At 63.2% G+C, this 12,834-nt stretch carries 11 protein-coding genes; 6 read left to right on the forward strand and 5 right to left on the reverse strand.

Going from position 1 to position 12,834, the window contains the following annotated elements; all coding sequences use genetic code 11:
* The first annotated feature begins 8 nt into the window (after window positions 1-8).
* The 3 genes from FXB41_RS03875 (at window position 9) to FXB41_RS03885 (ending at window position 3,287) form a co-directional block, all read left to right on the forward strand.
* Window positions 9-452 carry a DUF1304 domain-containing protein gene (locus FXB41_RS03875; RefSeq protein WP_007598162.1) on the forward strand — a complete coding sequence of 148 codons (444 nt, stop codon included), beginning with the start codon at window positions 9-11 and terminating at the stop codon, window positions 450-452.
* Between the two features lie 135 nt (window positions 453-587).
* On the forward strand, window positions 588-1,814 hold the full coding sequence (locus tag FXB41_RS03880) for an ABC transporter substrate-binding protein (RefSeq protein ID WP_007598163.1): 1,227 nt from the start codon (window positions 588-590) through the stop codon (window positions 1,812-1,814).
* Between the two features lie 246 nt (window positions 1,815-2,060).
* Window positions 2,061-3,287 carry an ABC transporter substrate-binding protein gene (locus tag FXB41_RS03885; protein WP_007598165.1) on the forward strand — a complete coding sequence of 409 codons (1,227 nt, stop codon included), beginning with the start codon at window positions 2,061-2,063 and terminating at the stop codon, window positions 3,285-3,287.
* Window positions 3,288-3,347: 60 nt separating this feature from the next.
* On the opposite strand, the gene FXB41_RS03890 is transcribed toward FXB41_RS03885, so the two are convergent.
* A complete protein-coding gene (locus FXB41_RS03890) occupies window positions 3,348-3,773 on the reverse strand; it encodes a DUF1330 domain-containing protein (protein ID WP_219679800.1) in 426 nt (141 codons plus the stop codon).
* A gap of 167 nt (window positions 3,774-3,940) precedes the next feature.
* Here FXB41_RS03890 and FXB41_RS03895 point away from each other — a divergent pair, with 167 nt between their 5' ends.
* Window positions 3,941-6,154 carry a transglycosylase domain-containing protein gene (locus tag FXB41_RS03895; RefSeq protein ID WP_219679803.1) on the forward strand — a complete coding sequence of 738 codons (2,214 nt, stop codon included), beginning with the start codon at window positions 3,941-3,943 and terminating at the stop codon, window positions 6,152-6,154.
* A gap of 253 nt (window positions 6,155-6,407) precedes the next feature.
* Here the strand turns inward: FXB41_RS03895 and FXB41_RS03900 are convergent, their stop codons facing one another.
* The 4 genes from FXB41_RS03900 to FXB41_RS03915 form a co-directional block, all read right to left on the reverse strand.
* Window positions 6,408-7,247, reverse strand: a complete 840-nt coding sequence (locus FXB41_RS03900; protein ID WP_219679805.1) for a M48 family metallopeptidase — start codon at window positions 7,245-7,247, stop codon at window positions 6,408-6,410.
* Window positions 7,248-7,464: 217 nt separating this feature from the next.
* Window positions 7,465-8,793 (reverse strand): polyhydroxyalkanoate depolymerase, encoded by a 1,329-nt coding sequence (locus tag FXB41_RS03905; RefSeq protein ID WP_007598173.1) that lies wholly within the window; start codon window positions 8,791-8,793, stop codon window positions 7,465-7,467.
* A 121-nt stretch (window positions 8,794-8,914) separates the two neighbouring features.
* Window positions 8,915-9,733 carry an ABC transporter permease gene (locus FXB41_RS03910; RefSeq protein ID WP_219679809.1) on the reverse strand — a complete coding sequence of 273 codons (819 nt, stop codon included), beginning with the start codon at window positions 9,731-9,733 and terminating at the stop codon, window positions 8,915-8,917.
* Window positions 9,734-9,841: 108 nt separating this feature from the next.
* Window positions 9,842-10,645, reverse strand: coding sequence for an ABC transporter ATP-binding protein (locus tag FXB41_RS03915; RefSeq protein ID WP_219679813.1), 804 nt, complete (start codon window positions 10,643-10,645; stop codon window positions 9,842-9,844).
* A 105-nt stretch (window positions 10,646-10,750) separates the two neighbouring features.
* On the opposite strand from FXB41_RS03915, the gene FXB41_RS03920 reads away from it, so the two are divergent.
* Together FXB41_RS03920 and FXB41_RS03925 are read left to right on the forward strand one after the other, a co-directional pair.
* Window positions 10,751-12,061 (forward strand): ActS/PrrB/RegB family redox-sensitive histidine kinase, encoded by a 1,311-nt coding sequence (locus FXB41_RS03920; RefSeq protein ID WP_219679909.1) that lies wholly within the window; start codon window positions 10,751-10,753, stop codon window positions 12,059-12,061.
* A gap of 102 nt (window positions 12,062-12,163) precedes the next feature.
* Complete coding sequence (locus FXB41_RS03925) at window positions 12,164-12,718, forward strand: ActR/PrrA/RegA family redox response regulator transcription factor (protein ID WP_007598178.1); 555 nt, start codon at window positions 12,164-12,166, stop codon at window positions 12,716-12,718.
* Window positions 12,719-12,834 lie beyond the last annotated feature (116 nt).

The raw sequence follows: 12,834 nt of genomic DNA on the forward strand, positions 1-12,834 counted from the left end.
GCAGCACCATGGCATCGAAACACGCCATCGCACTTGCCACGCCCACCGTGCTAACGTCCACCCGAAAGCTGACGCTGGGGGAGCTCAACTTGATCTGGATCGCGAATATTTTGGTGGCGCTGGTCGCCGCACTGCACGCTTACTTCCTGATCCTGGAGATGTTTCTCTGGGACAAGCCGCAGGGCTTGAAGGTCTTCCGCAACACGCCGGAGAAGGCAGCGATCACAAAGGTGCTGGCCGCCAACCAGGGGCTCTATAACGGCTTCCTGGCCGCAGGCCTGGTATGGGGGCTGGTGCACGGCAATCCGGCCTTCGCGTTCCAGATCAAGGCGTTTTTCCTGCTTTGCGTGATCGTGGCCGGCGCTTATGGCGCAGCGACCGTTAGCACGCGCATCCTGATGGTGCAGGCGCTGCCGGCGGCGCTCGCACTGTCAGTCTTGTTCCTGACCTGAGACGCCATAGCGCGGCGCCGCGATCCTTGCGCGTCGCCTGCCGTTCCTCCACAATCTGCGACAGCGATGGCGACCGTTGGCAATCAACGGGACAAGACCGTCGGTCGGAAATTCCGTCAGGAGGAACAACCCCACATGAGCAATCGCAGAGCCTTCATCACTGCCACGGCGGCGCTCGCCTTCGCGTTCTCCGCCAACCAAGCTCTCGCCCAGAAGAAATACGACACCGGCGCGAGCGACACCGAGATCAAGATCGGCCAGACCGTGCCGTTCTCCGGGCCCTATTCCGTCTACGCCAACATCGGCAAGACCCAGGCCGCCTACTTCAAGATGATCAACGATCAGGGCGGCATCAACGGCCGCAAGATCAATCTGATCCAGTATGACGATGCCTATTCGCCGCCGAAGACGGTCGAGCAGGTGCGCAAGCTCGTCGAAGGCGACGAGGTGCTGTTCACCTTCCAGATCATCGGCACCGCCGCGAACGCCGCCGTGCAAAAATATCTCAACGGCAAGAAGATCCCGCAGCTGCTGGCCTCGACCGGCGCCGCGCGCTTCAACGATCCGCAGAACTATCCCTGGACCATCGCCTATAATCCCAACTACGTGTCCGAGGGACGCATCTACGCCAAGTACATCCTCAAGGAGCATCCGAACGCCAAGATCGGCGTGCTCTACCAGAACGACGATATGGGCCGCGACTATCTCGCCGGCCTCAAGAGCGGTCTCGGTGACAAGGCCGCCGGCATGATCGTCGGCGAAGTCTCCTACGAAGTCACCGATCCGACGGTGGACTCGCAGGTGGTCAAGCTGAAGTCGTTGGGCGCCGATCTTTTCTATGATGCCTCGACACCCAAGTTCGCGGCGCAGGCGATCAAGAAAGTCGCCGAGCTCGGCTGGACGCCGGTGCACATTCTCGACATCAATGCGAGCCCGATCTCGGCGACGCTGAAGCCGGCCGGCCTCGATATCTCCAAGGGCATCATCTCGACCCAATACGGCAAGGAGCCCGGCGATCCCCAGTGGAAGGACGATCCGGGCGTGAAAGCCTTCTTCGCCTTCATGGACAAGTATTTCCCCGAAGGCGACAAGCTCAATACCGTCAACACCTATGCTTATTCCGTCGCCGAATTGCTGACGCAAGTGCTGAAACAGTGCGGCGACGACCTGTCACGTGAGAACGTGATGAAGCAGGTCGCCAACATCAAGGACTTCACCCCGAGCTTCGCGCTGCCCGGCATCAAGATCAACACCGGGCCGAACGACTACCGCGTCAACAAGCAGATGCAGATGATGAAGTTCAACGGCGAACGCTGGGAGCTGTTCGGCCCGATCATGGAGGATGCGGGTCCAGCGGGTTAGTTACTGGGTAGGGTGGGTTAGCGCAGCGTAACCGACCTTTTTGATTTCCGCGGAAACAGAAGTGGTGGGTTACGCCCAGCGGACTGCGCTTTGCGCAGCCGCAAGGCTAACCCACCCTACGAACTGCGGGCGCACGCCCAACTTGCGTTGCAACAACGCCTCATCCACACTCGCCCTCAGCGGTGACATCAGGTGCGCATGAGCGCACCCGATTGATCACCGGCAATAAACAATGAGGAAATGCGAATGAGGAATGGAATTCTGCATCTGGCCACTGCAACGGCGCTGACCCTGGCGCTGTCGATGCCGGCGGCCAATGCCCAGAAGAAATATGATCCGGGTGCCAGCGATACCGAGATCAAGGTCGGCCAGACGATGCCGTTTTCTGGACCGGCGTCGGCCTATTCGTCGATCGGCAAGACCCAAGCCGCCTATTTCAAGATGATCAACGACCAGGGCGGCGTCAACGGCCGCAAGATCAATCTGATCCAGTATGACGACGCCTACTCGCCGCCGAAGGCCGTGGAGCAGATTCGCAAGCTGGTCGAGAGCGACGAGGTCCTGCTGACCTTCCAGATCATCGGCACGCCGGTGAACGCAGCCGTGCAGAAATATCTCAACTCGAAGAAGGTGCCGCAACTGTTCGCGGCGACCGGAGCCTCGAGGTTCACGGATCCGAAGAACTTTCCGTGGACGATGGGCTTCAACCCCAACTACTTCGTCGAAGGTCGCATCTACGGACAGTACATCCTGAAGGAGCATCCGAACGCCAAGATCGGCGTACTCTATCAGAACGACGACCTCGGCAAGGACTATCTGAACGGCATCAAGGCCGGGCTCGGCGACAAAGCTGCCAAGATGATCGTGACTGAAGCTTCCTACGAAGTCTCCGATCCGACTGTCGATTCGCAGATCCTCAAGATCAAGGACGCCGGCGCCGATCTGTTCTTCAGCGCCACCACGCCGAAGCAGGCGGCGCAGGCGATCAAGAAGATCGCCGAGATGGGCTGGCATCCGGTGCAGATCGTTGACATCAACGCCACCTCGGTCGGCGCGGTGCTGAAGCCGGCCGGCCTCGACGCCGCCAAGGGCCTGATCAGCGTCAATTACGGCAAGGAACCGCTCGATCCGACCTGGAAGGACGATGCCGGCCTTAAGAGGTATTTCGACTTCATGGCCAAGTATTATCCGGATGGCGACAAGGACTCGAACTTCAACACCTACGGCTACAGCACGGCGCAGCTGCTGGTCCATGTGCTGAAGCAGTGCGGCGACGACCTGACGCGCGAGAACGTGATGAAGCAGGCCGCCTCGCTGAAGGACGTGACCAGCGACACCGCGCTGCCCGGCATCAAGGCCAATACCTCACCGACCGACTACCGCGTCAACAAGCAGCTTCAGATGATGAAGTTCAACGGCGAACGTTGGGAGCTGTTCGGCCCGATCATTGAGGATGCGAGTCCGGCGGGTTAGTTCTCGGAAGCAACTGCCTCAACGCCGTCATGGCCGGGCCAGCCCGGCCATGACGGAAAATCAATCCGGCACCTCGCCAAAGTTCTTCCCCACCGGCAGCACCGCGTGCCGAATGAGCCGTGAGTCCTCCACCGCGGCCTGCCGGTGCTTCACCGCTTCGCGATAGACGGGGTCGCGGATCATCTCGACGAAGGCGGCGACGCTTGGGTATTCGGCGATGAAGCAATGGTCCCAGCGCTCGGTCTCGGGGCCGATCAGCATCAGTTCGAATTTGCCCTGCCAGACGATGCGGCCGCCGAGGCGTTCGAACACCGGCCCGCTCTCGCGGCCATAGGCCGCATAGGCTTCCGCGCCGCTCGCCTTGCGGCCATCCGGATAGGCCGCCTCCTTGCGCAAGCGCACCAGGTTGAGCATGTGGATCGGGCCGGGGCGGTCGTTGTCCCGGAACTGCGCAAAAATCTCCTTGGTCGGATCGATGTGGCCCATCTGAGCTCCCTTTTGTTTTATGCCGGCGATCCTAGCTCTGCCGTCCACCCAGCGGAACTGCGGCCAGCGAATGCCGCACCTCCTAATCGCGCGTTAAGCTCTGGGTAACCGGGCCTTAAACAGCGACCGCTAGCGTGCGGCGGGGCGGGCTGACCGGGCGTTTGCGTATGGGGTTGGGAAAGAAAAAGGGTGGGCGCAAGGAGCCGCTGTTCGGCTTGCCTGCAGCACTCGCCGATCTGCGCCTGACCGCAGCCGACCGCATTCCCGGCGGCGATGACAAGCCGAAGAAATCAACGAAATCATCCGCCAGGCGCAAGAGCGAGGATGCCGGCGACGAGCCGCCGCGCGAGCGGAAGGCGCCAGCCGGCCGCGGCAGCGCCAAGCGGCGATCCAAGTCACGCATCGGCGCGAGCCTTGGCCGCCTGGTCTATTGGGGCGCGGTGCTGGGCCTGTGGGGCGCGATCGCCGTGATCGGCGTCGTGATCTGGGTCGGCGCTCATCTGCCGCCGATCCAGTCGCTGGAGATCCCCAAGCGGCCGCCGACGATCCAGATCGTCGGCATCGACGGCAGCATGCTGGCGCAACGCGGCGAGATGGCCGGCGCCAACGTCTCGCTGAAAGATCTGCCGCAATATCTGCCCAAGGCGTTCATCGCCATCGAGGATCGCCGCTTCTATTCGCATTTCGGCATCGATCCCGTCGGCATCCTGCGCGCGCTCGTCACCAACGTGCTCCATCGCGGCGTGTCGCAGGGCGGCTCGACGCTGACGCAGCAATTGGCGAAGAACCTGTTCCTGACCCAGGAGCGCACCATGGCGCGCAAGCTGCAGGAAGCGGAGCTCGCGATCTGGCTGGAGCGCAAGCACTCCAAGAACGAGATCTTGGAGCTCTATCTCAACCGCGTCTATTTCGGCTCCGGAGCCTATGGCGTCGAGGCCGCCGCGCAGCGCTATTTCGGCAAGTCGGCCAAGAACGTAACCGTCGCGGAGGCCGCGATGCTGGCCGGCCTCGTCAAATCGCCCTCGCGGCTCGCGCCGAACCGCAACCCCGAGGGCGCGGAAGCGCGCGCGAAAATCGTGCTCAATGCGATGGCGGATGCCAAATTCATCACCGAGGCGCAGGCGCAGGCCTCGATCGGCCAACCCTCTTACAATGTGAAGCCGGTCGGCGCCGGCACGGTCAACTACGTCGCCGACTGGATCGGCGAGGTGCTGGACGATCTGGTCGGCCAGATCGACGAGAGCATCAAGGTCGAGACCACGATCGATCCGAAGCTTCAGAGCGTGGCGGAAGCCGCCATCATCGACGAGCTCGCGGCCAAGAGCGTGAAATTCAATGTCAGCCAGGGCGCGCTGGTGGCGATGACGCCGGACGGCGCGGTTCGCGCCATGGTCGGCGGGCGGAATTATTCCGAGAGCCAGTACAACCGCGCCGTCACCGCCAGGCGCCAGCCGGGCTCCTCGTTCAAGCCGTTCGTGTACCTGACCGCGCTCGAACAGGGGCTGACGCCCGACACGGTCCGCCAGGACGCGCCGATCGAGGTCAAGGGCTGGAAACCTGAGAACTACACGCACGAATATTTCGGCGCGGTGACGCTGACCCAGGCGCTCGCGATGTCGCTCAACACGGTCGCCATCCGCCTCGGCCTCGAGGTCGGGCCGAAGAACGTGGTGCGCACCGCGCACCGGCTCGGCATTTCCTCGAAACTCGAGCCCAACGCCTCGATCGCGCTCGGCACCTCCGAAGTCTCGATGGTCGAGCTGGTCGGCGCCTACGCACCTTTCGCCAATGGCGGCTTCGCGGCGACGCCGCATGTCGTCACGCGGATCAGGACGCTCAGTGGCAAGCTGCTCTACATGCGCCAGGCGGACGAGCACAACCAGGTGGTCGACCCGCGCTATGTCGGCATGATGAACGCGATGATGCGGGAAACGCTGATCAGCGGCACGGCCAAGAAGGCGGAGATCCCCGGCTGGCCGGCGGCCGGCAAGACCGGCACCAGCCAGGACTACCGCGACGCCTGGTTCATCGGCTACACCGCCAACCTCGTCACCGGCGTGTGGCTCGGCAATGACGACAACTCGCCGACCAAGAAGGCGACCGGCGGCGGCTTGCCGGTCGAAGTCTGGTCGCGCTTCATGAAGACGGCGCACGAGGGCGTGCCGGTGGCAGCCTTGCCGAGCTCTCCAGGTGGCTGGGGCCTGTCGAACCTGGCGCAGGCGACGTCGCAGGTGTCGCCGCCAACAGCGGCAGCGCCCGCACCGGCACCCGCCAGCAACGGCGGCTATCGCCCGCCCCCCACGCGCGCCAATGCGCGACCGGAAGCAGCCGCAGGACTCGATGGCTGGCTGATGGACCGGCTGTTCGGCGGAAATCGCTAGGTTCTGCTTGAGGTCCGCGTGACCTCAAAACAAAAACTGCGAAAACAACCCCATGCACAGTAGCCGAGGGTAATGAAATCAACGGCTTGCGCGGGCAGCACAGACGCTTGAATCGCGCGCGCCGCTGTCATTCCCCGCGGAGGCGGGCAATCCAGTACGCCGCGGCTTCTCGATTCAACAACTGTCTCTGGAATACTGGATCGCCCGCTTTCGCGGGCGATGACAGCATCGGATGGGGTTGGCAGCGCGAGCTCTAATCCTCGACCCCGTACCGGTGCAAATCGTTGCCGTACGTGTCGAGCCACTTCTTGGCGCGCTCCATCGACGGGCAGACCCTGCCGCAGACGCGCCAGAATCGCGCCGAGTGGTTCATCTCGACGAGATGGGCGACCTCGTGCGCGGCGAGATAGTCGAGCACGTAGGGCGGCGCGAGGATCAGGCGCCAGGAGAACGACAGCGACCCGGCCGAGGTGCAGGAGCCCCAGCGGCTCGATTGATCGCGGATCGAGAGCCGCTTGACCTTGACGCCGAGCTCGCCGGCATAGGATTCCGCCGCACGCTGAAGGTCGCGGCGAGCCTCGCGCTTGAGGAAGTCGCTGATGCGACGGTCCGCATGCTCGACGCCACCGGCGACGCAGAGAATGCGTTCACCGCTATCGCGCACTTCCGTCCACACCGTACCGCGCGTGCCGGCGCGATGAACGATGCGATGAGAAACGCCGCGAAGCGGTATGACTGTGCCAGGCTGGAACGGTGCGGCCTTCGGCAAACGGCCGAGACGTGCCGCGATCCATGCGCCGTGGCGCTGCGCGAAGTCTTTTGCTTCGGCGAGCGTGCCGCGCGGCGGCATGGTGAGGATGGCTTCGCGATCACTCGGATGAATTCTGAGCGTGTAACGGCGCGCGCGGCGATGCCGGCGCAGTCGAATCGCAAAATATTGCGATCCATGGGTGATCAGGAGGGTCTTCGGCTCGTGGGGCCGCCGATAGAGGAGTGCGCGAGTGGCCATGTCTGTCAGTCCGGGGGGCAGGAGAGCGCCCGGATTCTGCCATAACCGCCGCCAGGGAAAGCGCTCGGCGCAAAAACAAATCATTTGCCCAATATACAGGGGTCTGGCGTCCGGGAGACCCTACAGACTGGGGTTGGAACCGGCTTTTTTCGCCCCCGTTCGGCGCATGCGGCACCCCCAAGGGGTGAGGTTGGACTCACTCCTACAAAGCTACCTAAATACCGCGAATCTGGCGGGAACTCGGCCCTGTCGGAGCCTCCGACAGGGCGTCGATTTTCAGCGGGAAAGCCGAAATACGCGATTATTCGGCCGCGAGTGCCTGCAATGAGCTCGGATTCGCCGCCGAGACCATGAAGTCATGGATGCGCGGCACGATTTCCGATTTGAAGCGCGAGCCATTGAACACGCCGTAATGTCCGACGCCCTTCTGGACGTAATGAACGCGGCGGTGATCGGGAATCGAGCTGCACAATGTGTGCGTTGCTTCGGTCTGACCGATGCCGGAGATGTCGTCGTTCTCGCCTTCGACCGTCATCAACGCGACGCGCGTGACCTTGGAGGGATCGACGCGTGTTCCACGATGGGTCATCTCGCCCTTCGGCAGCGAATGCTTCACGAACACGGTGTCGACGGTCTGCAGGTAATACTCGGCGGAGAGATCCATCACCGCGAGATATTCGTCGTAGAAGTCGCGATGCTTGTCGACGAGGTCGCCGTCGCCCTTCACCAGATTGGCGAACAGCTGCTTGTGGGCATCCATATGCCGGTCGAGATTCATGCTGATGAAGCCGTTGAGCTGCAAGAAGCCCGGATAGACGTCGCGCATCATGCCCGGATGCGGGAACGGCACCTTGGTGATGACGTGGTTGCGGAACCAGTCGATACCGCGCTCCTGGGCGAGGTTGTTCACCGCGGTCGGATTGCGCCGGGTGTCGATCGGGCCGCCCATCAGCGTCATCGAGGTCGGCACGAAGGGATCACGCAGCGCTTCCATGATCGAAACAGCAGCGACAACGGGAACCGAGGGCTGGCACACCGCCAGCACATGCGTGTTGCCGCCGAGGACATGCAGCATCTCGATGACGTAGTCGATGTAGTCGTCGAGATCGAAACGGCCGTCGCTGAGCGGCACCATGCGGGCATCGGCCCAATCGGTGATGTAGACCTCATGCCCCGGCAGGAAAGCCTCGACCGTACCGCGGAGCAGCGTCGCGTAATGGCCGGACATCGGCGCTACGATCAGCACGCGCGGCTGCGGGCTGCGCAGCGGACGGGTGAACTTGCGATCGAAGTAGAGCAGGCGGCAGAACGGCTTTTCCCAGACCGAGCGGACCTCGACGGGAACGCGGATGCCGTTGACCTCGGTGTCGTTGAGGCCCCATTCCGGCTTGCCGTAACGGCGCGTGGTGCGTTCGAACAATTCGCAGGCCGCGGCAACCGACTTGCCGACCTCGGTGCGTGCCCATGGATTGAGGGGATTCTGAAACAGCAGCTTGGTCGCGTCCGTGATCGCACGCGCCGGATTGAGAGAGGCTTGCCCCATCTCGTACATCCAGTACATCGGCGTCGTCAGGACCGGACTGCCTTCGGCCACCAGGGGCGGCGCGCCGCCAAACTCGCCAATCGGCATCGCTATATTCCTCTTCGCATCGCAGCATACTGCCGAATGCGTAATATTGCGTCAATGCATGGTTCCGTACATTTACGTGGCCCAGTCGCCCAAACCGGGCTGAATCCACGAGAAAGTTACGTTATTCGCCGCCTGACAGCAGCGAGCCCTGCATCCTGGCGCTGCGCAAAAGGGCAAGGAATGCCCCAAAAGATGCAATCAACAGCACCGCATTGATGGCCAACGCGCTCAGCATCAGATCGGTCCTGAAGGTGTTTTCGATCAGCAGCGCGCGCATCCCTTCGAACACGTAGGTCGGCGGCAGCGTCCAGGCAATATACTGCAGCCAGACCGGCAGCACGCTGACGGGATAGTAGACGCAGGCGAGCGGCATGATGCCGAACATCAAGGTCCAGACGATGCTCTCGGCACCGAGACCGTTTCGCAGCACCAGGCCGGAGACGAAGATGCCGACCGACCAGCTCGTGAAGATCAGATTGCAGAAGAACGCGATCAGCGGCACGCCGAGCGCATAAACGTTGAAATGAAACAGGAACAGCGCAAGCAGCGTCATCGGGATGACGCCGATCGCAAGCCTGATCAGGCTCATGATCATCAGCGACAGCAGAAATTCGATCGGCTTCAACGGGCTCATCATGAGATTGCCGAGGTTGCGCGCCCACATCTCTTCCAGGAACGAGATCGAAAAGCCGAGCTGCCCGCGAAACAGGATGTCCCAGAGGATGACGGCGCCGATCAGGGTTCCGCCGGCACGCGCGAAGAAGTTTGCATTCTGCGCGATATACAGCTGAAGAAAGCCCCAGGTGATGACCTGCAGCGCCGGCCAGTAGAGCAGCTCGAGCAGCCGCGGCCAGGACGACAGCAGGAGGTACCAATAGCGCAGGATCATCGCGCCGATGCGATGGAGGGAGATGCCGCGGTGGAGGGAGGCCTCACTCATCGCGCACTCCCGTAGCCCGGATGAGCGAAGCGACATCCGGGACCTTGCTGGCGGCGTTCCCGGGTATCGCTTCGCTCACCCGGGCTACGTTCGCAACATACGGCCTTCTCATCGCGCCGCCTCCTGTGCGCCGTTCACCCTTCCGCGCGCGACGTCCAGAAACACCTCTTCCAGCGTGGTGCGGTTGTAGCGCGCCATGATGGCTTCGGGCGTATCGTCGTCCTCGATACGGCCGCGCTTCATGATGATGACGCGGTCGCAGAGCCGCTCGACTTCGAGCATGTTGTGCGAGGCCAGCAGGATGGTGGCGTTGTTCGCCTTGCGATAACGCTCCAGATGACCCCGGACCCAGTCGGCGGTGTCGGGATCGAGCGAGGCGGTCGGTTCGTCCAGCAACAGAAGCTCGGGCTGGTTGATCAGCGCCTTGGCAAGCGCAACGCGCGTCTTTTGTCCTGCGGAGAGCTTGCCGTTGGCGCGGTCGATGAACTCGGTGAGATCGAGGTCGCAGGCCAGCTCAGCGATGCGGTCGGAGAGGTTCTTCACGGCATAGAGCTTGCCGAACACGGTGAGATTCTGACGCACCGTGAGCCGCATGGGCATGTCGACATAGGGGCTCTCGAAATTCATCCGCCCCAGCACGGAGGCGCTGTCCTCCGGCATTCGATGCCCGAGCACCTGCACGCGGCCGGAGGTCGGCAGCACGAGGCCCATGATCGTCGCGATGGTCGTGGTCTTGCCGGCGCCGTTGCCGCCCAGCAGCCCGGTGATGCTGCCGCGCGGAAGCGAAAAGGAGATGTCGTCGATGGCGCGGGTCTGCTTGTAGACCTTGACGAGGTGATCGACCGCGATGGCCGCGGAGAGGCTGCGATCCGCGACAGTCGGCCAGCTTGAACCCTGGTCATTCTCGGTCATGCTGGGCGTTCTTCTGCTATTGCAGCGGAGAGCGCAAGGCTTGTAATCCGGTGGTTCCGTGAGCCGCGCGCTTGTGATCGAGAAGGCACCGCCCCCTTGGCCGAAATGACCGAACTTGCCGCTTCCGACTTTCGCCCCGCGCAGCGGCATATCCGCCTGGATACGATCCTGCGGCTGCGCTGGCTCGCGGTGCTGGGCCAGCTCGCCGCGATCTTCATCGTGGCGCAGGGGCTGGACTTCAATGTCGAGATCGTTCCCTGCGTCAGCATCATCGCTCTGTCGGCGGCGCTCAATCTGGCGCTCCAGACCGTGTCCAATCCGCTGCAGCGGCTGGAGCCGATGCAGGCGGCCGGACTGCTCGCGCTCAACATCGTGGAGCTGGCGGGTCTCCTGTTCTTCACCGGCGGACTCCAGAACCCGTTCTCGTTCCTGTTCCTCGCGCCCGTGCTGATCTCGGCGACCGCGCTGCCGGCCCGCTTCACCTTCGGCCTTGGCGTGCTGGCTGTCGCCTGCGCCTCGATCCTGTTCTTCTTCCATCTGCCGCTGCCCTGGGATTCCGACGATCCGCTGGTGCTGCCGCCGATCTATCTCGTCGGCGTCTGGCTCTCGATCGCGCTCGCGATCGGCGTCACCAGCCTCTACTCGTTCCAGGTCACCGAGGAGGCGCGCAAGCTCGCCGACGCGCTGGCCGCGACCGAGCTGGTGCTGACACGCGAGCAGCATCTGACCCAGCTCGACGGCCTGGCGGCGGCCGCGGCGCACGAGCTCGGCACGCCGCTCGCGACGATCTTCCTGATCTCGCGCGAGCTCGAGAAGACGGTGAAGGAACCGAACTTTGCCGCCGACCTGAAGACCCTGCGCGAGCAGACGCAGCGTTGCCGCGACATATTGAGCAAGATCACCCAGCTCTCCTCCACCGGCGCGCCGTTCGACCGCATGAAGCTGTCGGAGCTGATCGAAGAGGTGGTGGCGCCGCACCGCGATTTCGGCGTCGATATCAAGGTGCGCATCGCCGTCGCCATCGTGGCCGAGCCGGTCGGCTCGCGCAATCCGGCGATCCTCTACGGCGTCGGCAACATCGTCGAGAACGCGGTCGATTTTGCCCGCACCACTGTTGAAGTAAATGCGTGGTGGAACAAGGACACGATCGAGCTCGTGATCTCCGATGACGGTCCCGGCATTCCGCCTGACATCCTGAACCGGATCGGCGAGCCCTATTTGTCGCGGCGGCGCAACCAGGACGAAGGCGGCGGCCTCGGGCTCGGCGTGTTCATCGCGCGCACCTTGCTGGAGCGCACCGGCGCCAAGGTCTCGTTTACCAACCGGACCTTTCCTGACCACGGCGCAGTGGTCCAGATCACGTGGCCGAGAGAGCGTTTTGAGGCTATCGAGACCTTTGAAGAAACAATAGGATAGGCCGCGACCTTGCGTCGCACGACGGGGTCGATCGACCATTGGCGGCCTTGGCACCGCCCGATTGCAAGGCCATATGTAGATGCGTTGGAGAGAGGACAAACCTTGAACGCCATCGCCGAACTGAATGAACAGACCGACCGCTCGCTGCTGATCGTGGAGGACGACAAGCCGTTCCTGGAGCGGCTGTCGCGCGCCATGGAAACGCGCGGCTTTGCGGTGACGTCATGCGACACCGTCTCGGACGGCCTGGCGCAGATCGGCAAGGCCGCGCCGGCATTTGCCGTGGTCGATCTCCGGCTCGGTGACGGCAACGGTCTCGACGTGGTCTCGGCGCTGAAGAAGAAGCGCCCCGACGCCCGCGCAATCGTGCTGACCGGCTATGGCAACATCGCCACCGCCGTCACCGCGGTGAAGATGGGCGCGGTCGATTATCTCTCGAAGCCCGCGGACGCCGACGACGTCGTCGCGGCGCTGCTGTCGACCGGCTCGGACAAGTCCGAATTGCCGGCGAACCCGATGTCGGCCGACCGCGTGCGCTGGGAACACATCCAGCGCATTTACGAAATGTGCAATCGCAACGTCTCGGAGACGGCGCGGCGCCTCAACATGCACCGGCGCACGCTGCAGCGCATTTTGGCGAAGCGCGCGCCGCGATAACGGTGTCGTAGGGTGGGCAAAGGCGCAAAGCGCCGTGCCCACCGTGCCTGCTTCAATCTTTGACCTGGATGGTGGGCACGCTACGCTTTGCCCACCCTACGACATCCCGCGCGCGG

It is taken from the genome of Bradyrhizobium canariense (assembly GCF_019402665.1).
Classification (GTDB): Bacteria; Pseudomonadota; Alphaproteobacteria; order Rhizobiales; family Xanthobacteraceae; genus Bradyrhizobium; species Bradyrhizobium canariense.